Origin of the sequence: Acinetobacter sp. LCT-H3 (genome assembly GCF_001866125.1) — a bacterium.
In the GTDB taxonomy this organism is placed as follows: domain Bacteria; phylum Pseudomonadota; class Gammaproteobacteria; order Pseudomonadales; family Moraxellaceae; genus Acinetobacter; species Acinetobacter schindleri.
Genome location: NZ_MODX01000003.1, coordinates 110,689 through 129,271 on the forward strand (window position 1 = coordinate 110,689; position 18,583 = coordinate 129,271).

Consider the following 18,583-nt stretch of genomic DNA (forward strand, 5'->3'; position numbering starts at 1 on the left):
AAACAGAAGCTTTTATTAAGATTTGAGGCTTTCAGCTAAAATAAAATCACTTTGCATCTGATAGCGTTTGCCTGTTTGATCTTCACGAATTTCGAGTAAACCCTTTTCCAGATCAACAAACAGTAAATTTCGTTTAGCGACGTTGAGCAATTCAATCTTCTGTCTACTGTCATCCTGAAAACGGATTTTACCGCTAATCGTTTCAATCTCATTATGACCGCTCAGACTCTCACGTTCCAGCACAAAGGTTTCATCTTCATTTAGTCGAAGTTTTACAGCCATTCCCGGACAATCTTCACAGCTGGATAAACATCCCATACACGGTGTTGTGCCCTGATATTCACCCGCCCAGGCCGTTTGCATCGCCTGAGCTTCAATTGCAGTTTGGGCTTTATCCTGTTTGGTATCCTGACAACCCCATAGTGCCGCCGTTGCCACGAGTGGAATCAAAATAACTTTCTTCATGATTCTAGATTCAGCATGTTGATTATGCGGCAACATACCATAGTGAATACCGTGAGGTAAATTGCATTAATTTGTCGGGAATCTTAAAACCAGCCCTTACGTCCGGTCTGGATCTGATCAGCGCAACGTAAGGCTTCCTGAGTTAAGCCCCACAGACGGTAATCTCCAGTAATGGAAGCAGTAGGAAAATTATGGGTATAAGCAAAACTCAGTTTACGTTCCGGATCACACCAGGCTCCAGAACCATTAAAACCGACATGACCAAAACCTTTCGTTGATTTTCCTAAGGTCAGGATGCGGTGATAGCCCAGACGCCAATGCATCGGAAACGGCATAATCCGGTCACGATGGGTATATTGCACCGTACTTAAACGTGTAAAAGTCTGTTGGGAAATAAGGTCTTGTCCCTGCCATTGGCCTTGTTGTGCCAGCATGGCATAGACTTTTGCCAGACTCTGAGCAGTAAATACCCCGGTTGCTGCTGGAATAATGGCTTTAAGCCCTTCGTCACTAAAGAAGTTTAGATGTTTCATACCTTTAGGAATCATGGCATCCTGAAAATCCTGCGGATTTTGACCACTCAGCTCTAAGGCGCGTTCCATCAGATTAGGCTTCCTTGGTTGATGAGTTTGATCTGCGCGTGACCTAGTCTGTTCTTTTTTCCGGTGAATCGGACGAGCAACACGTAGCAATTCATGCTCAGGCACACCAAAGTAAGCACCATCTAGCTGTAATGGTTGCACCAGATATTGCTCCATCAACTCAGCAAGTGTTTTGCCAGTCGCTTTTTCCAATGCTCCACCGACCTGCCAGCCAAAAGTGAGCGGCTGATAAGCTGCATCCGTTCCTAAAGCAAAACGTGGTCTGGCTGCGGCAACGCGTTGCAGTATATGCGACCAGTCCACCATTTCCCGGGCATCCTCGATGATATTGCGAATATCATACAAACCACTTTGATGACTGAGCATATGTGCCAGCGTGATCTGGTCTTTGTCTTGCTGGGCAAACTCTGGCCAGTATTCTGCTACAGGTGTGTCATAGCTGATCAGCCCATGACTGACCAAGATATGTGCCAAGGTCGCTAAGACACCTTTGCCTGTGGAATAACACACTGACAGCGTATCCGATTGCCACAGTTCCTGTTCAGATTTTTTGCCGGTATAAATATCCAGGACTTTTTCACCCTGATGATAAACCACCAGTGCAGCACCCCCCTGTTCGGCACGTGCATCTTGAAAACGACTAAACTGCACAGCCAGATCCTGAAAGCGAGGATCAACATAACCTAGATAGTTTTCGGTACTGGCAGATAGATATTGTTTAATCGGTTTCATGCGTCCTTCCTTGATACATGTTTCAAATGAGATCTAATATTTGTACAGGCTGAAATAAAAAAAGCCTAAATCAAGTTTAGGCTTTTTAGATCATTATAAAGCTTTGATGCTACCTGAAACATGCGGTTTCTGGCTTTTCGCATTACGGATCAGGAATTCAGTATCATTGTCTGATTTCACAGTCGTGAACTGCACTTTAGATGGCAAGTACATCGGTAGCTTAAACCACACGTCCGCTTCATAGGCATCTGGCAGGGTCAGGCTGGCTAAAGCTCTCGCCTTACTCCACATGCCATGGGCAATCGCCTGTTTAAAACCGAAAGCTTTAGCTGTTAGTGCATGAATGTGAATCAGGTTAAAGTCACCTGAAGACAGAGCATAGCGACGACCAGTATTTTCAGAAATGTCCCATTCCGCATTCACTTCATAATTCGGTGTTTTGCTTTCTATGGTTTTTGCAGATGCTTTTGCATCAGTTTTTTGACGTGACAAGTAAGTGGTTAATGCTTCAACCACGACATCATTACCAACTTTCACTGTAGTAATGAAATTAAACTGTACGCCTTTATCATGTGGCTGCAACTCACCAAACTTGCAAGATAAAGTCAGCTGTTCATTCACACCCACTTTACGGTATTGCTTGACCTGATTGCGGATATGCACCAACCCTAGAATTGGAAATGGGAAAGCTTCCGAGGTCATCATATGCATTTGCAGACTTTGTGAAAGTACTGCCAGATAGATCGCCGGGATATAACCATTGTTCTTAAAACCACAGACGGCGTTGTAAGCTTTTAAATGCTTTTGATCGACCTTGAATGAATCTACCACGTATTCAACTTGCGGCAGGACCTTTTCACCCTTTGGTTTTTTTGAAATGAGACCCTGAATGATTTTTGGATAAGCAAGATACGGCTTTGGAAGTTGATTAAAATGGCGAGTATGCATACTGAACCTTTGGAATATTTTTATTTCAATTTGGATTGAAAGCCCCTTCTCCCTCTGGGAGAAGGCTGGGATGAGGATAATATCTCATCCTACCTTCTATTTAATTTATTTAACCTTTCCTACGAGGAGAGGGAATTCTTGATCTACTCTACGGGTTAACGTACAGAGAGAAAAGAACTTTTCAGAAAGAATTAAGCCCCTAACAGGCTCTGACCACAGACACGAACCACGTTGCCATTCAAGCCTGTAGATGCAGTTGAAGCGAACATTGCAATCGTTTCAGCGACATCGACTGGTAGACCACCTTGACTCATTGAATTCATACGGCGGCCAGCTTCACGAATTGCGAAAGGAATTGCAGCAGTCATTTGAGTTTCAATAAAACCAGGAGCAACGGCGTTAATGGTAATACCATTGCTTAAAGTTGGGGCTGTATATTTCACAATACCGACTACACCCGCTTTAGAAGCTGCATAGTTAGTTTGACCCAGATTACCTGCAATACCAGAGATTGAAGATACACAGATAATACGGCCGTTAGCGTTCAGACCGTCATTATTCAACAGGTAATCATTAACGCGTTCAATCGCTGACAGGTTGATGTTAATTACCAGATCCCAAAGCTCAGGCTTCATGTTTGCCAAAGTCTTGTCACGGGTAATACCGGCATTATGCACGATAATATCTAAACCGCCCTGCGCAGCTGCCGCCACTTTGATTTTTTCACCAGCATCAGCTGCAGTAATATCAATTGCCAAGGTAGAACCACCGATCTCACCTGCTACACGGTCAAGATCTGCTTGCTGTTGCGGAACGTCCAGACAGATCACATGTGCACCATCACGTGCCAGTACATGAGCAATCGCTTCACCAATACCACGGCTAGCACCTGTGACTACAGCTGTCTTGCCTGCCAAAGGTTTAGTCCAGTCTACATCTTGAGTCGCTGCTTGAGATACGCGAATCACCTGACCAGACACATAGGCAGAACGTGGAGAAATCGCAAAGCGGAGTGCAGATTCGAGATTTGCTTCAGCCCCATTGTCCACATAGATCAGGTTCGCTGCGATACCTTTTTTGAATTCTTTACCCACTGATTTTACAAAACCTTCAAGCGCACGTTGTGCAATTGCCTGCTTCACTGAAGTTGCTGATTCAGGAGTGGTTCCTACAATCACCACACGACCAGATGCCTGGATTTGACGCGCGATCGGATTAAAGAAATCATATAACGCTTTTAAATCGTCCGAATTCTGAATACCAGACGCATCAAAAATTGCTACTTTAAATTTTGATTCTTTGTCGCCCTGATTAAATGCACCCAGGTTCAGACCCGCTTGTGCAGCTGCCTGTTGCAGTTCAGCATTATTTCCCGCATAGCTATTGGCATGAATATTTGCCAAAACCTGTGCAATTGAACCAGTCAAAGTACTGCCAGGTGCAGCACCTACTAAAACGGCGCCTTTGACTACAGGAGTTGCAGAGTCATAGCGCTCAAGGAAGGTTGGGGATGGAAGACCTAGGTTTTTAATGACAAATTTACCAATAGGAGATTTTGCGAACGCTTGGTACTGGTCAGTCATGATTATTATCTCTCATACAAATTAATTTTTGATCGATCTAAAGTTATGCTTTAACTTCAATATAATGTCAGATACTTATAATTCAATAGATCCATCAGATTCTGGTCAATAATACTTGAGATAATAAACAGATGACTTGACCTAAGCGCACTCTGTAATGTCATTCTAGTCAATTCAGCCTATAGCCTTCTATGTTAATGTAGCGACCAAGAAGATGATCAATTTGCCTGGTAAAGCCTTATGAGCAAAACAACTCAAGAAAATCCAGCGGTCGAGAATCCTGTAGCCGAAAGCGTGTCAAAACCATCAACAGCACGCAAGCGCACAAGCAAAACGACGAGCGCAACGTCTGCAGAAAAAAGTCCGACGAAAACCACGCGCCCCCGTGCTACGTCTAATCGTGCGGAAAATACGACTTCAAGCAATAAAACCTTAACACCAAAAACACAGATTTCTGTTCAACAGGACCAAAACATGAGCCAAAATACAGTTCGCCGCGTTGCTATTATCGGTGGTAACCGCATTCCATTTGCACGTTCTAACGGTGCTTACTTTACGGCATCCAATACTGATATGTTCACCGCAGCCCTGAATGGCCTGATTGAACGTTTTAATTTACAAGGTCAACGCCTGGGTGAAGTCGTAGCTGGTGCAGTATTGAAACACAGCCGTGACTTTAACATGACGCGTGAGTGCGTACTGAACACTGCCCTTGCACCTGAAACTCCGGCTTATGACATTCAGCAGGCATGTGGTACTGGTCTGCAAGCTGCATTCCTGGTTGCCAATAAAATTGCATTAGGTCAAATCGAAGTCGGTGTGGCTGGTGGTGTAGATACTACCTCTGACGCGCCAATCGCATTTGGTGATGGTTTACGTAAAGCTTTACTTGAACTGAACATTGCTAGAACAGCAAAAGATCGTTTGAAAGCTTTAACCAAAATTAATGTGAAAGACCTGATGGATGCACCGAAAAATGGTGAGCCACGTACCGGCCTGTCTATGGGCGACCATCAGGCAATCACAACACTGGAATGGGGCATTTCTCGTGAAGCACAGGATGAACTGGCTGCATCTTCACACCAGAAAATGGCAGCAGCATACGAAGAAGGTTTCTTTGATGACCTGATCACACCATTCCTAGGTCTTGAGCGTGACAATAACCTGCGTCCAGATTCTTCAGTTGAAAAACTGGCAAAATTGAAACCTGCTTTTGGTAAGGGCGATGCACGTACCATGACTGCAGGTAACTCTACTCCGCTGACGGATGGCGCATCTTGTGTACTGCTAGCGTCTGAAGAATGGGCGAAAGCCAATGGTCATGAAGTACTGGCTTACTTAACTTTCCAGGAAACTGCGGCAGTTGATTTTGTAGAGAAGAAAGAAGGCCTGTTGATGGCACCTGCTTATGCCGTTCCACGTATGCTGGAGCGTGCTGGTCTGAAACTTCAAGACTTCGACTACTATGAAATCCACGAAGCATTTGCATCGCAAGTACTTTCAACCTTAAAAGCGTGGGAAGATCCGAAATTCTGTAAAGAGCGTTTAGGTCTAGATGCACCATTGGGCTCAATCGACCGTGCCAAATTGAATGTAAAAGGCTCTTCACTGGCAGCGGGTCACCCATTTGCTGCGACAGGTGGCCGTATCATCGCGACTGCTGCGAAACTATTAAACCAGAAAGGTTCAGGTCGTGTACTGGTGTCGATCTGTGCGGCTGGCGGTCAAGGTGTGACTGCGATTATTGAAAAATAATCTTTACACCTGATTTAAAAAAGCACCTCAAGTGAGGTGCTTTTTTATTAGTCACGCAATGCTTTAAGACAAATCAACTTTTAGCATATTCAGTGCGAATTCCCATTTTGATCTCAATCTGGTCATAGCACCACTGGAAAATAAAGGTATAGACCAGAATACATAGCGTTAAACTCAGATCTGTCAAAATTGCCTGCCACAAGCTCATCTCTAAGGCATATGCCACCATCGGAATAGTCGCCAGCATCAAGCCACCTTCAAAACCGAGAGCATGCGCAATACGTACCTTAATGGTTCTTTTCAGCTGATGTTTCGCCTCGATCTTTTCAAAATAATGGTTAAACAGCATATTCCAGACTACGGATGTGACTGCCATGGCAACACCTAAAGTTCCGGTCACTTCCATCGGCAACTGAAAGATATAACTCAGGGCAATGGCAATGATGACCAACAGAATGATCTCATAGCTCAGCGCATGCACTATCCTTCTGCTTGAAATTAACATCTCTGCTTACTCAAATAGCTTAAATAATAGTGCCTAGTTTATTTCCTATTATTTGATTATTCGAGTTAGAATCTTTCAAAAATATTGACAGATTAAAATATGAATATTAATCAGGAACAATTACTGCTGTTTAAAGCAGTGATAGAGACTGGCTCCTTCTCGGCAGCCGCACGCAAGCTTGGCAAAGTGCCCTCTGCTGTAAGTATGGCCATTGCCAACATGGAAATTGATCTGGATTTACAGCTTTTTAAACGGATTGGCCGTGAGCCACAGCCTACAACAGCAGCTCAAGTGCTGTATGAAAAGACTGAACAACTATTGGTAGAAATGAATCAGTGGAAGCAACATGCTCAAGCATTAAGCTCAGGGCTAGAATCTGAACTGAATATTGTCATCGTATCTGAGCTCCTACACACGCGCTGGACCGATTATGTAGTCTTACTGGAACAGCAGTTTCCGGATTTACAAATCAATGTATTTTCTGCCCCGCAAGAAGATGCTCACCGACTGCTATTTGAAGGTGCTGCCCAACTTGCATTGATGTTTGAACGAGAGCAACTGGAGACCCGGGAGCAGTTTGTAGAACTGAAAAAAGAAACGCTGGTTGCCGTTGCCGCGAAATCCCATGCTTTAAGTCAGCTTGATCAGGTTAGCTATGAGCAGATTCTGAATAGTCGCCAGATTGTAGTTGCCAGCCGTGATCATCAGATCAAGCCAGAACTGTTATTTTCCAGAAACTATTGGCGTACCGATAACCATCACTCTGCCTATCGACTGATTAAACAGGGTCTGGGCTGGGGGATTTTACCGATGGAAATGCTGCATGAACATCCACATATTCAGGAACAACTGCATATTCTGGATCTGTATGATTTCACCCCAAAGTTTGATTATTTTGTCGATCTGGTCTGGAGTCGTGAAACAAAACTCGGTCAGGCTGCACATTTTTTGATTAATCACATCAGAAATCAACGCAAAAACACAGATTAGTTACTGAAAATAGTCGGTGAACACTTGGGAAATAAGCACTTTGTGATATAACAGAATGCATAAGCAATAACCTAAGAACTAGATCCAAATGACACAAAGTGCGTTAAACCAACTAAAACAATTCACCACCATTGTTGCGGACAGCAGCGATTTAGCTGCGATTGAAAAATTCCGTCCACTCGATGCAACCACCAATCCTTCACTGATTACTGCTGCCGCCAATCAGGCTGAAAACAAAGCTCTGATTGAAGACGCTTATGCGCAGGCTAAAACCGAAGGTTATATGGGTAATGAACTGATTGAACGTACTATTGACATTCTTACGGTTAAATTTGGTGTGGAAATTCTTAAACTGATTGAAGGCCGTGTTTCTACTGAAGTGGACGCCTCCCTATCTTATGATACTGAAGCGACGATTGCCAAAGCCAAAGAATTACTGGCACTGTACGCACAGTACGGCGTTGCTTCAGATCGTATCCTGATCAAAATCGCATCGACCTGGGAAGGTATTCAGGCCGCACGTGCGCTGGAAGCCGAAGGCATTCATACCAACCTGACCCTGCTCTTTGGTCAGCATCAGGCACATGCCTGTGCAGATGCCAAAGTTACCCTGATTTCGCCATTTGTTGGCCGTATTCTGGACTGGTACAAAAAGGCTGAAGGTGTAGATCAGTATCCGATTGAAAAAGATCCAGGTGTGTTATCGGTAAAAAGTATTTATAACTTCTACAAATCACACGGTATACAGACTGAAGTGATGGGTGCCAGCTTCCGTAGTATTGATCAGGTGCTGGGTCTGACTGGATGCGACCTGTTAACTGTTGCACCCAACCTGCTCGATCAGCTTGAACAGGATAACCGTGTTGTTGAGCCGCAGTTGTCTTCGGATCATGTTCCAAAGCAAGGGACTTTAACTCCAATTAGCCAGGAAGACTTTAAACAGCAATTAGAGCAAGATCCAATGGCTTCCCAGTTACTGGAAGCGGGTATTCAGGGCTTTATTAAAGCACGTGAACAGCTCTCTACCCTGTTAAGCCAAAGTTTTACAACAGATTCAGAAATTAAGGCTTAAATCTTAATTCAGCTCTAAGCCGATACAGGTATAATGCCGCATCGGCTTTTTTGTATGTGGATTTTGCGTGTTTGGTATCACTGATTTAACGACCTTTATCATTGGAACAGCGTTAATTGTGATGTTACCCGGACCAAATTCCCTCTACGTCATGTCGGTAGCTTCTCGCTACGGGATTAAAACCGGATATCAGGCCGCATTCGGTGTCTATGCTGGAGATATGGTTTTAATTTTCCTGACCGCACTCGGTGCAGCATCTTTACTGCATGCTTTTCCGGTCCTGTTTACTATTCTGAAAATTATTGGTGCGGTGTATCTGAGCTATCTGGGTATTAAATTGTTGATTGCGGCTTACCACACCTGGAATACCGTACATAGCAATGCACAGATCCAGCAAGCCGAGCAGAATCTGGAGCAATTACATCCCTTCCGTACCGCGATGACCATCAGCATTCTGAATCCCAAAGCGATTCTGTTTTATCTGTCTTTCTTTGTGCAGTTTGTTGATCCATCCTGTTCATACCCTGCCCTGACTTTTACGATTCTGGCAATTATTTTGCAGATCATCAGCATGTCTTATCTCAGTATTCTGATTTTTTCAGGTGCTACGCTGGCTCAATTTTTTGGGCATCGTTACCGTCTGACTTCACTTTGTGTAGCCAGTGTGGCAATCCTGTTTTGTGGCTTTGGGCTAAAACTTGCGACTTCAACTTTATAAACTGTATGACGTCCCCCATGAGTTACAACCCTACGTGATTTAGGTTGTTTTTGCCTTTAACAGCATTACTGAAGCGCGTATGATAAGTGCACTTTTCAATCATACTGATTATCTCTGCAACGGATATGCAAAAACTCCTTCAAGACTTCTCCCTACCCGCAGCATTTGCCGGTTTTATTACTTTTTTAGTTGGGATCAGTGTTTCCTCTGTGCTGGTAATTCAGGCTGCACAGCTCTTAGGCGCTAACACAGCTGAAATTACTTCATGGTTCTGGGCCTTGGGGATCGGGATTGGTCTTTGCGGACTTATTCTTTCCTGGAGGTTTAAATATCCAGTAGCAACCTCTTGGTCAACCGCAGGTCTGGCCTTAATCCTGGCAACCGGCACAGGCTATAGCCTGCCTGAAGCTTTGGGCGCTTTTCTGGTCTGCGGCCTTGTCACTGCCGTATTGGGGTTTTTAGGTATTTTTGAGAAAGTTCTGCATGCAATTCCGCAAAGTCTAACCAGCGCAATGCTGGCAGGAGTCTTACTTAAATTCGGGATTGGTCTGTTTGCCAGCTTGCAACATGAGTTGGGCTTTATCCTGTGTCTACTCGCTGCCTATATCATTGCCAAGCGGCTATCGCCCCGTTATAGCATTGTGGTTACCGTGATTGCTGGTGTCGCCCTATGTCCCATATTTCTGGACTTTAATCCACCGAGCCTGCATTGGTCACTGGCTCATCCAGTCTGGGTGAGCCCTGAATTTTCCTGGACTGCGATTCTTGGTCTGGCCTTGCCACTCTTTGTTATTAATATGGCATCGCAATATTTACCAGGCTTGGCAATGATTAAAAGTTATGGTTATACGCCACATGTTAATCAGCTGATTGGCTGGACCGGCACTGCTCAGACCTTACTGGCTCCTTTTGGCTGTTTTGCCGTCAATATTGCAGCGATTAGCGCCGCGATCAGCCTGGATGATCAGGCCCATCCAGATAGCAAGAAACGTTATATTGCTGGCATGAGCTGTGGTTTCTTCTATATCCTCATGGGCTTATTTGCAGCCACACTGACCAGTATTCTTTTAGCTTTCCCCGCCGTGTTTATTACTGCACTGGCAGGTATTGCCCTGTTGGGCACCATTGGACATAACATTACACTTGCTTTCAGCCACATGGATGAACGCGAGGCGGCATTATTAACTTTCCTGTTTAGTGCTTCAGGAGTGCAATTCCTTGGCATCGGTTCAGCATTCTGGGGACTATTGTTTGGCCTGATGGTACATCTGTTCTTTAAATGGCGTAAAACTTATTAAGAGTCTTATTTTAATTAAGGTTGGATAACACACCAATAGGTGATTGCAGAAATTGAAGTGTCTGTTCAAAGGTCTGCTGGCTTTCTTTTTTACCCATATAAAACTGATATTCATGAATCAGCCAGGCTTTTGATTCTGGATAAAAGATTTCCTTTACCGGCACCTGATTCGCTTTCAAAACCTGCACAAATGGATAGGACTGCGTTTCTGTGAGAAAATCCTTGTTTCCGCCACTGATCAGCACTGGTGGATAATTTGGAGTGATGTGCTGAATAGGTGAGATCTTTTTCAAGAACTCCGCATCATGCCGGCGATCACCTGTATAGGCCTGCACCATATTATGAACTCCCCATTCAATCAGTTTGATTTTTTCTGGTGTCGTATCCACAAACGCGTTCAGGTCATAAATACCACAGTGTAGAATCAGTCCTTTAAGCTGTGCAGGCTGGATTGATGACACAAAGTCAGAGTTGCGGGCAAAAACCGGATTGGTTAACAAGGCCGCATAATGACTGGCGAGATTGGCACCGGCAGAATCTCCAGCCAGATAAAGCTGATCTGGATCAATCTTGTATTGGGAAGCATACGTCTGGAGATAGGCCAATGCCATATTAATTTGCTGTAGCTGGCTTGGATAAGTTGACCGAGGAGCAAGCTGATATTGCACAGACACCACGTTATAACCTTTTGATGCCAGCAGTTTAAAATAACCCCGTGCATGTTCGCGAGATCCGGAAATCCAGCCACCGCCATGAATCCAGATCACTGTTGGGCGCTGTTCCAGTTGAGTCATATTTTGTGGCTGGTATAAGTCCAAACCCAGCCGCCGATCAGAATCATAGAGAATATTTTGCTGCACAATGACATCATCCGGTGCATAACGATCCATGATTTTCTGCTGTACAGCTGTCGTCATATTAAAAGCAGTGGCAATAATTTTACTGTTCTGTGCCGTACTCTGACAGCCATATAACCCACATAAAAAGATTAAGCCTAATAACCCTTTTCCAGCTTTGACTATATGTGTATTCACCATATCTTGAATATTTCCACTAATAATTTTCCAAGTTTCAACGTTCTATATATTTTAACCCAACCAGCTTAATAGAGATTGAGCAAACCTGCTTAAAATCCGGGTATTCCAGTCTGTTTTATCTGCCAATCAGTCTACAGTTTTTTGTAAATATATCACTGTAATTTAATGAATTTTCAGATTTTTTTATATTTTGCAATTGAACCCCCTCCATCACTATGCTATCAATAGTTTAAAGCAAGACAAAAACGAAACCGGAGTATAAATAAGATGGCCTATCAACATATTTTAGTCCCTGTGGACGGTTCAGAAATTTCCTTTTCAGCAGTACGTCATGCTGCAAAAATTGCGAAAGCTTTTGGTAGCAGACTGACACTCGTCAGTCTGATTGCAGAAAATCCTTTTACTGAGGCAGATTTCTACTATAGCTCTGCCATTATGAAAGAATATTTTGTTGAAGCCCATGCCAATGCAAAAAAAGCATTGAAACAAGCAAGCATCATTGCCCAAGAAGAAGGTGTGGAAGCCGAAACACATATTGTGACTGGTTTGGTGAATGCCGAGCATGTCGCAAATACTGCAGAAGAAACTGGCGCAGATTTGATTGTGATGGGTTCACATGGTCGTAAAGGCTTCCAGAAGATCATTCTGGGCAGCTTTGCACAAGATGTTCTTGGTGTGTCGGAAACTCCAGTGCTGATCATTAAAAAATAATCTGGTTCTGCGCATCCCTTGATGCGCATGACAATAAATCATGCTTTAAAGCACTGCTATTATTCATCACGCCAGCTACAGCTGTAGCCTGTTTCCAAGCGTGCATCATTATCAGGAATTTTTATGAAGCATTATCAACATATCCTGGTCGCAATTGATGAATCGCCTATCTCTTATGCGGCTGCAGAACATGCGCTCGATATTGCAAAAGTTTTTGGCAGCAAAGTGACCTTAATCAGCGTCATTGCGGTTGATCCTTTTTCTGGAGTAGATTTTTACAAGGTTGCCCCAGCTGTTACCGATTATTTTATGCAGGCCGAGCAAAATGCACTGGATAGGCTTAATGATCTAAAACATACCTTTACACGTGAAGGTATAGATCTGGATATTCGGATTCTACACGGCATGTCACCCTCGGAGGGCATTCTGCAAACCAGTCATGAATTACCTGTAGATTTGATTGTGATGGGTTCACATGGGCGTAAAGGATTACAAAAACTGATTTTAGGCAGCGTGGCACAAAATGTACTCGGCTTGGCTGAAACTCCAATACTAATTGTCAAAGAATAAATACCCTTCCTTGCTCATCAAAAAGCCTGTCATTAAGACAGGCTTTTTGATTTTCTAGAAACTAGCGAATTTTCTGGTTCAATTGGTTGAGGAACATTTCCGCTTCCAACTGGGAGCTGAACACTTTGATATATTCACCAGATTTCTGTACCGAATTTGGCGTGTATTCCAGATGAAGTTCGAATACTCCACGCGTACTGTCCTTGATGACTCGCACAGCAATAATGTGTTGAGTATTTAAATAAAATCCATCCTCAATTTTAAATAACATTTCAATTTGCCCAATTATCAGATCATCTTGATCTTTACATTGTGAGCGCCTGAAATTGGCGTCACACATACTTCGATATGTGTTGCTATAGTAAAGCAAAATTTAATACATACTTTCTTTAACAACATATTGAATAAATATTACTGATGTTCTAAATAAAAAAGCCGGATATTAAACTCGGCTTTTTCAACAAGGTTTAATTAAACACTGAGCATACTGTTCAAGGTTTCACAAACATTTTTAGATTTTACCAGGGGCTTCAGAGCTTCAAGCTGAGCTTTCACTTCACTACGTTGCGGTTCAGCCAGAGTATACCAACGAGAGAGAACTTGAAGCAGACGTGAACCGACAATCGGGTTTTTCTCATCCAGATATTTCGCCAAAGTAATATAGTGCTGTACACCAAAACCCCAGGTATTGACCGGATTTGCATTCACCCCCCCACTTACAGCACGAATACGGTTCGGCACAGCCAGATCATAATCAGGATGCTGTGTCAGATAAGCAATCGTTTCAGCAGTTGCTTGAGGATGCGCCGCCTGAACCATAAACCATTGATCTAAAGATAAAGCTTCATCTTCAAAACGGCTATAGAAGTCTGCTAGAACTTCTTGGGCTTGTGGTGCATCATTCCAGACCAGGACTTTAAGCGCTCCCAGACGTTCAGACATGTTCCCAGTATGATACTGCTCATAAGCCAAATCAAAAGCAGAGTCATCCCCTTGACGTGCGATCATGGTAAGCATGATATTTCTTAATGCACGGGTACCCATTGCCTGAGAGAAATCAGATTGCAGATCTGGATCAAGTGACAGGTAAATTTCTTTGGCAGTGTCAGCAAAAGCACGTGCCAATTTATTCAGTAAGGCGTTACGTTTTTCCTGAATTTTGCTTGGACGATAGTCCACATCAATACGGCTGCCAAGATAACCCTCAGTTGGCACATCAAACAGACGAGATGCCAATAACGGATCCTGTTCAATCACCCCCGGCAAGGTATTCAACATCGCCTGCACATAAATGTCCGCAGGCTGATCATTCAGGAGAATACGCTCAAGTAAAGTCTGGGTCGCCTGCCAGCGATTAAAACCATTGGTTTCATACTGTAGCAAGAAGGCCAGCTCTTTATCCGAATAGTTAAATTCCAGATTGACTGGTGCCGAGAAGTTACGCAGTAATGACACCATTGGTTTTGCTTTTACCCCAGTAAATTCGATACGTGCCTGCTCCTGATCAAACAGGTACACTCCATCTTTGACACCATTTTCAAACAGCGCTGCTGAATTCAAGGTCAGCTGTTCACCACTCTCTGCATCAAACAGGGCCAATGCCACCGGAATCGGGACTGCTTGCAGATTTGGATATTTCGGGTGTGCTTTCAGGCTTTGTTTAAAGTTCAGGCAATAGGTCTGTGCTTCTGCATCATATTCACCATGCACTTCCAGCTTTGGGGTACCTGGCTGGTTATACCAGATCAGGAAGCTGGACAGATCGACACCAGAACCTGCGCTCAATGCTGCAACCCAGTCTTCCACCGTCACTGCCTCACCATCATGTCGGCGGAAATATTCATCTGTACCCATACGGAATTTAGCTTTACCGAGCAAGGTCGCCATCATGCGGTTAATTTCCGCACCTTTTTCATACACCGTCGCAGTATAGAAGTTATTAATTTCGACAAAATGGTCTGGACGTGGTGGATGCGACAATGGACCTGAATCTTCAGGGAACTGATGCGCCTTAAGCACTGCAACATCATCAATACGCTGCACTGCTGCAGACTGCAGATCTTCAGAGAAAGACTGGTCACGGAAGACAGTCAAACCTTCTTTTAAACATAACTGGAACCAGTCACGGCAGGTAATACGGTTACCGGTCCAGTTATGGAAATATTCATGTGCGATCACTGACTGTACCCGCATGATTGCAGCATCAGTGGTAAATTCTTCATCTGCCAGTACACATGAAGTATTAAAGATATTCAGACCTTTGTTTTCCATTGCGCCCATATTAAACGCGCTGGTGGCAACAATCATGTAATTATCAAGATCATAAGGACGACCATAGTGTTCTTCATCCCAACGCATAGAGTGCTTTAAGGCTTCCATCGCAATTTTACATTTTGGAATGTCTTTCTCTTCAGCATAAATTTCAAGTGCTACATCACGGCCTTCAGAAGTGGTATAGCGATCTTTCATCACAGCCAGATCACCGATCACACAAGCAAACAGGTAACTTGGTTTCTTGGTTGGATCTTGCCAGATTGCATAGTGACGGCCTTCCCCCGCTTCACCCGTTTCAATCAGGTTACCATTGGCAAGAAGTACCGGGAATTTCTTGTCTGCTTCAACACGTGTAGTAAAAACAGACAGGACATCCGGACGGTCCGGATAGAAGGTAATTTTACGGAAGCCTTCTGGTTCATTCTGAGTCACAAACAGATCCGAACTGGCTTGATACAGGCCTTCTAATTGGGTATTGGATTCAGGATGAATACGAACAACGGTTTTAATCGTAGCCTGATCCGGTGCATTGCCAATCACTAACTGTTCAGTATCAAGCTTGTACTCACTTTCAGAAAGTGGCTTACCATTAACATGAATTGATTGCAGTTCCAGATCACGACCGAGTAAAACCAGCTCACCTTCAGTCTGACGCTGCATTACCAGTGTAGCGCTGACCAGCGTATGATCTGCATAAACCTGAATATTGAGCTCAACCGAGTCAACGATATAAGAAGGTTTTTGATAGTCTTTTAAATAAATGGTTTGATCTGCTTCGATCGCTGGATTAGCCGCAATATTCATATTAATGTCCTGATCTTTTTACACAGCTTATGTAAAGCAAAAAATGTTAATCATATTGATCATACGACAACTTATTCTGCCTGTCTGTGCATTTCATTGTGTTTTTATATATGGGACTAAACTGGAGTTATTTCAATTCAGGTATTTAAATTACTGAAAGTAATTGACTTATATTTAAACAATAAACAAAAATATGCCGTCTTAAGATATTACTAAAATAAATATGAAAAAAATTCTAATGCTTGCCGGCTTTTCTGTTTTCCATATCGCTTCTGTTCAGGCTGCAAACTATTCAGGGAAAATGCCCTATCAATGTCTGGCTTCCACACAAACCAATACAATTCTCATGATCAGTGTCGCCAATCCTGAACCTGACCAGATGCAGGATGTGATGTATTTTCCACATTTAAAGCAGATTGATTTATCGTACGATTCTGCTATGGGTGTGGGGAACCCACCCTCTCTCATACATTATAATTACTTTGAAATGCTCAGAGAAAAACAAACAGGTGAATATACGTTTGCTGTAAATAAAGACAATAAAATTCTTTTTGCCGTGTATACCAGCCCACAACTGAATATGCCAATCTCGTTTGGAATACAGCTAAATCTGGCAAGAAAGGAAGCACTGAATCGCAAGTTAGCCAATCAGTTGCGTACATGTATTTAAGCTTATGTACATTTTCATGCACAAGGCTGTATTGAAAAGCACACTAATATGGAATTAAGTATCTCTAAGCCAGAAACCATTCATTTCAATAATGGTTTTAAATATTTCTAATATTAAATAAATCAATATCATAAATTCAATTTATTCTGTATTTCAAAAGTTCAGCACATAAAAAACTGTTTTGTGCATACTTCTTGCTTTTATTTAACAGTGCAGATTACACAACTATATCTACAATAAAAAATGAGGTAAACTATGTATCTTAAAGAACATATCGTACGTGTTGAAAACATCAAGACCCTGCAAGCACTCGATCAAGCCAATATTGACCATAAAGTAATTGCACTGTTTATGAGCTGTGAAGGCATCAAGATGCAAGCCTATGAAGTGGGTGCTATTCTGAACAGCTATAATGCACTTGGTTCCAAAAAGGTTCAGCCTAAAAAAGTCCAGGCTTTAATTAATGCCAAACATCTGGGTGAAGAGGACGAAACCCTGCCTTGCCCAGTCTAAAGGCCATTTTCAACAATACATAGAAGGCCACTTAAGTGGTCTTCTTGCATGTCTGATTATCAGCTCATGATGAAAACTTTAGCCTGAACCACACCTGCCCCAAGCTGCACTGTGTATAATGATTTTCCTTCTTCATTTTACGACTGCTAGTTGATATGACGCTTAATGTTTTGCAAAAACAGCTTGATGAAAGTACCGCATGTCCCTTGTGTCAGGCAGCAATGTACTGGGTCGAGGCAGAACAATTTGATCAGGAACTGAATTATCACGAATGCAGTCACTGTCATCATCAGCTTTATCCTGACCAAAAACATAATTGCTTCTGTGAAAAATGTCTGGCCAATCGTAGACGTCAAATGAAGGAAACACGTCTCCAGGAAAATCGCCAGCATCAAAGTAAGAAAGATGTACATCAATATGAATTAGGTCAGCTCAGCTTTTTAAACAAATTATTTCTGCTGGCGATTCTGGATGATCATGTACATGAGCACAGCCAGCACGCTGAATATATAGACTGGGATCAGATCAAATATCACAACATCAGTCCAAATTATCTGATGCAAAATGCTTTGGTTAAACGCCTCAGCAAGGAAAATATTCTGAGTCTGAAAGACTTTAATGCCGATCAGCAGCACTATTATATTAATGTGCGTCTGGATGGTTATTCAGAGCCGAGCCTGTTCAGCATTACCCAGCAATTACGCCATTGGTTCTTTGAGAACTTAAGCAAAGGTGTGCCTTTTAAAAGTGCAGATGAAGTTAAAGAAACCCTATATTTTCTGCTGTATCAGGAAGTGATTCAATTTGCCCAGTTTTATTGTCGTAGCTGGGGCATTCAGATTGCAGGTAATAAAAGTTTTCAGACTTTCTGCTACCGCATGCTGGATGTATTGGCAGTCGGCCAGATTTATTATCTAGTACAAACGGCGCTGGAATACTTATACAAACAAAAAGCCTTGCAAGCCCGCAATGAAAATTTCATCAATACGAATTTACTGAAAAAAACCCTGCAGCAGTACCGTGAACGTGCCATCAACGAAAAATGGGAAACCTCTACCCTGCCGCGCCCACCACAATTGCCTTTAAGCAAAATGAGTGCAATTCTGTTCTTTCATTTTCTTGGCTATAATGAAAATATTTTCTTCCAGCCAATCTGGCGTTCATGGCAGCAGATTGAGCCTCGTTTAAAATTCTATTCCAATAAACGCTGTATGCATTGTGGTTCCGAGGAACTGACCGTGGATTATGATGCCACGGACTATGTCAGTCTCTGCTGCCGCAACTGCAAACATCAAGACCATTATTTTACCCGCTGATGGATTCAGCCAGACGCACTG

Annotated in this window: 18 protein-coding genes; 10 read left to right on the forward strand and 8 right to left on the reverse strand. The window is 43.0% G+C overall.

The annotated features are described in order from the left end of the window. Window positions 1-15: 15 nt before the first annotated feature. The 4 genes from BK820_RS03040 to BK820_RS03055 all read right to left on the reverse strand — a co-directional run bounded on the left by BK820_RS03040 (window position 16) and on the right by BK820_RS03055 (window position 4,330). Entirely contained in the window at window positions 16-465 is a 450-nt protein-coding gene (locus tag BK820_RS03040) for a copper resistance protein NlpE N-terminal domain-containing protein (RefSeq protein WP_071320106.1), read from the reverse strand. Between the two features lie 83 nt (window positions 466-548). Then, window positions 549-1,799 (reverse strand): serine hydrolase domain-containing protein, encoded by a 1,251-nt coding sequence (locus tag BK820_RS03045; protein WP_071320063.1) that lies wholly within the window; start codon window positions 1,797-1,799, stop codon window positions 549-551. A 93-nt stretch (window positions 1,800-1,892) separates the two neighbouring features. Next, a complete protein-coding gene (locus tag BK820_RS03050) occupies window positions 1,893-2,747 on the reverse strand; it encodes a MaoC family dehydratase (RefSeq protein ID WP_071320064.1) in 855 nt (284 codons plus the stop codon). A 191-nt stretch (window positions 2,748-2,938) separates the two neighbouring features. Next, a complete protein-coding gene (locus BK820_RS03055; RefSeq protein ID WP_071320065.1) occupies window positions 2,939-4,330 on the reverse strand; it encodes a 3-oxoacyl-ACP reductase in 1,392 nt (463 codons plus the stop codon). Between the two features lie 240 nt (window positions 4,331-4,570). Between BK820_RS03055 and BK820_RS03060 the strand changes: the two genes are divergently transcribed. Continuing rightward, the gene (locus tag BK820_RS03060; RefSeq protein ID WP_071320066.1) at window positions 4,571-6,085 is read left to right on the forward strand and encodes an acetyl-CoA C-acetyltransferase; all 1,515 of its coding nucleotides are present in this window, start codon (window positions 4,571-4,573) and stop codon (window positions 6,083-6,085) included. Between the two features lie 73 nt (window positions 6,086-6,158). On the opposite strand, the gene aceI is transcribed toward BK820_RS03060, so the two are convergent. Beyond that, window positions 6,159-6,590: a chlorhexidine efflux PACE transporter AceI gene (gene aceI, locus BK820_RS03065; protein ID WP_071320067.1), complete on the reverse strand. Its 432-nt coding sequence runs from the start codon at window positions 6,588-6,590 to the stop codon at window positions 6,159-6,161. Window positions 6,591-6,689: 99 nt separating this feature from the next. On the opposite strand from aceI, the gene aceR reads away from it, so the two are divergent. From aceR to BK820_RS03085, 4 genes are all read left to right on the forward strand, one after another. Further along, the gene (gene aceR / locus BK820_RS03070; RefSeq protein WP_071320068.1) at window positions 6,690-7,580 is read left to right on the forward strand and encodes an HTH-type transcriptional regulator AceR; all 891 of its coding nucleotides are present in this window, start codon (window positions 6,690-6,692) and stop codon (window positions 7,578-7,580) included. Between the two features lie 88 nt (window positions 7,581-7,668). Continuing rightward, window positions 7,669-8,652, forward strand: a complete 984-nt coding sequence (tal, locus tag BK820_RS03075) for a transaldolase (protein WP_071320069.1) — start codon at window positions 7,669-7,671, stop codon at window positions 8,650-8,652. Window positions 8,653-8,719: 67 nt separating this feature from the next. After that, a complete protein-coding gene (gene leuE / locus BK820_RS03080; protein ID WP_071320070.1) occupies window positions 8,720-9,370 on the forward strand; it encodes a leucine efflux protein LeuE in 651 nt (216 codons plus the stop codon). 125 nt (window positions 9,371-9,495) lie between these two features. Beyond that, window positions 9,496-10,668 (forward strand): benzoate/H(+) symporter BenE family transporter, encoded by a 1,173-nt coding sequence (locus BK820_RS03085; RefSeq protein ID WP_071320071.1) that lies wholly within the window; start codon window positions 9,496-9,498, stop codon window positions 10,666-10,668. A gap of 10 nt (window positions 10,669-10,678) precedes the next feature. Here BK820_RS03085 and BK820_RS03090 read toward each other — a convergent pair whose 3' ends face one another. Beyond that, window positions 10,679-11,704, reverse strand: coding sequence for an alpha/beta hydrolase (locus tag BK820_RS03090; protein ID WP_071320072.1), 1,026 nt, complete (start codon window positions 11,702-11,704; stop codon window positions 10,679-10,681). Between the two features lie 267 nt (window positions 11,705-11,971). Between BK820_RS03090 and BK820_RS03095 the strand changes: the two genes are divergently transcribed. Together BK820_RS03095 and BK820_RS03100 are read left to right on the forward strand one after the other, a co-directional pair. Beyond that, a complete protein-coding gene (locus tag BK820_RS03095; RefSeq protein ID WP_004892860.1) occupies window positions 11,972-12,415 on the forward strand; it encodes a universal stress protein in 444 nt (147 codons plus the stop codon). A 123-nt stretch (window positions 12,416-12,538) separates the two neighbouring features. Beyond that, the gene (locus BK820_RS03100; RefSeq protein ID WP_004815649.1) at window positions 12,539-12,985 is read left to right on the forward strand and encodes a universal stress protein; all 447 of its coding nucleotides are present in this window, start codon (window positions 12,539-12,541) and stop codon (window positions 12,983-12,985) included. Window positions 12,986-13,046: 61 nt separating this feature from the next. Here BK820_RS03100 and BK820_RS03105 read toward each other — a convergent pair whose 3' ends face one another. Further along, window positions 13,047-13,256, reverse strand: coding sequence for a hypothetical protein (locus tag BK820_RS03105; RefSeq protein ID WP_026056698.1), 210 nt, complete (start codon window positions 13,254-13,256; stop codon window positions 13,047-13,049). Between the two features lie 200 nt (window positions 13,257-13,456). After that, window positions 13,457-16,063, reverse strand: a complete 2,607-nt coding sequence (gene pepN / locus BK820_RS03110; RefSeq protein WP_071320073.1) for an aminopeptidase N — start codon at window positions 16,061-16,063, stop codon at window positions 13,457-13,459. 223 nt (window positions 16,064-16,286) lie between these two features. On the opposite strand from pepN, the gene BK820_RS03115 reads away from it, so the two are divergent. The 3 genes from BK820_RS03115 (at window position 16,287) to BK820_RS03125 (ending at window position 18,562) form a co-directional block, all read left to right on the forward strand. Next, a complete protein-coding gene (locus tag BK820_RS03115; RefSeq protein ID WP_071320074.1) occupies window positions 16,287-16,733 on the forward strand; it encodes a hypothetical protein in 447 nt (148 codons plus the stop codon). 255 nt (window positions 16,734-16,988) lie between these two features. Then, complete coding sequence (locus BK820_RS03120) at window positions 16,989-17,246, forward strand: hypothetical protein (RefSeq protein WP_004815641.1); 258 nt, start codon at window positions 16,989-16,991, stop codon at window positions 17,244-17,246. A 155-nt stretch (window positions 17,247-17,401) separates the two neighbouring features. Further along, window positions 17,402-18,562 carry a hypothetical protein gene (locus BK820_RS03125; protein ID WP_008304040.1) on the forward strand — a complete coding sequence of 387 codons (1,161 nt, stop codon included), beginning with the start codon at window positions 17,402-17,404 and terminating at the stop codon, window positions 18,560-18,562. The last annotated feature ends 21 nt before the right edge of the window (window positions 18,563-18,583 follow it).

Coding starts and splice junctions, on each gene's coding strand:
- BK820_RS03040 (WP_071320106.1), bottom strand. CDS start 465: ATGAAGAAAGTTATTTTGATTCCACTCGTGGCAACGGCGGCACTATGG.
- BK820_RS03045 (WP_071320063.1), bottom strand. CDS start 1,799: ATGAAACCGATTAAACAATATCTATCTGCCAGTACCGAAAACTATCTA.
- BK820_RS03050 (WP_071320064.1), bottom strand. CDS start 2,747: ATGCATACTCGCCATTTTAATCAACTTCCAAAGCCGTATCTTGCTTAT.
- BK820_RS03055 (WP_071320065.1), bottom strand. CDS start 4,330: ATGACTGACCAGTACCAAGCGTTCGCAAAATCTCCTATTGGTAAATTT.
- BK820_RS03060 (WP_071320066.1), top strand. CDS start 4,571: ATGAGCAAAACAACTCAAGAAAATCCAGCGGTCGAGAATCCTGTAGCC.
- aceI (WP_071320067.1), bottom strand. CDS start 6,590: ATGTTAATTTCAAGCAGAAGGATAGTGCATGCGCTGAGCTATGAGATC.
- aceR (WP_071320068.1), top strand. CDS start 6,690: ATGAATATTAATCAGGAACAATTACTGCTGTTTAAAGCAGTGATAGAG.
- tal (WP_071320069.1), top strand. CDS start 7,669: ATGACACAAAGTGCGTTAAACCAACTAAAACAATTCACCACCATTGTT.
- BK820_RS03085 (WP_071320071.1), top strand. CDS start 9,496: ATGCAAAAACTCCTTCAAGACTTCTCCCTACCCGCAGCATTTGCCGGT.
- BK820_RS03090 (WP_071320072.1), bottom strand. CDS start 11,704: ATGGTGAATACACATATAGTCAAAGCTGGAAAAGGGTTATTAGGCTTA.
- BK820_RS03095 (WP_004892860.1), top strand. CDS start 11,972: ATGGCCTATCAACATATTTTAGTCCCTGTGGACGGTTCAGAAATTTCC.
- BK820_RS03100 (WP_004815649.1), top strand. CDS start 12,539: ATGAAGCATTATCAACATATCCTGGTCGCAATTGATGAATCGCCTATC.
- BK820_RS03105 (WP_026056698.1), bottom strand. CDS start 13,256: ATGTTATTTAAAATTGAGGATGGATTTTATTTAAATACTCAACACATT.
- pepN (WP_071320073.1), bottom strand. CDS start 16,063: ATGAATATTGCGGCTAATCCAGCGATCGAAGCAGATCAAACCATTTAT.
- BK820_RS03115 (WP_071320074.1), top strand. CDS start 16,287: ATGAAAAAAATTCTAATGCTTGCCGGCTTTTCTGTTTTCCATATCGCT.
- BK820_RS03120 (WP_004815641.1), top strand. CDS start 16,989: ATGTATCTTAAAGAACATATCGTACGTGTTGAAAACATCAAGACCCTG.
- BK820_RS03125 (WP_008304040.1), top strand. CDS start 17,402: ATGACGCTTAATGTTTTGCAAAAACAGCTTGATGAAAGTACCGCATGT.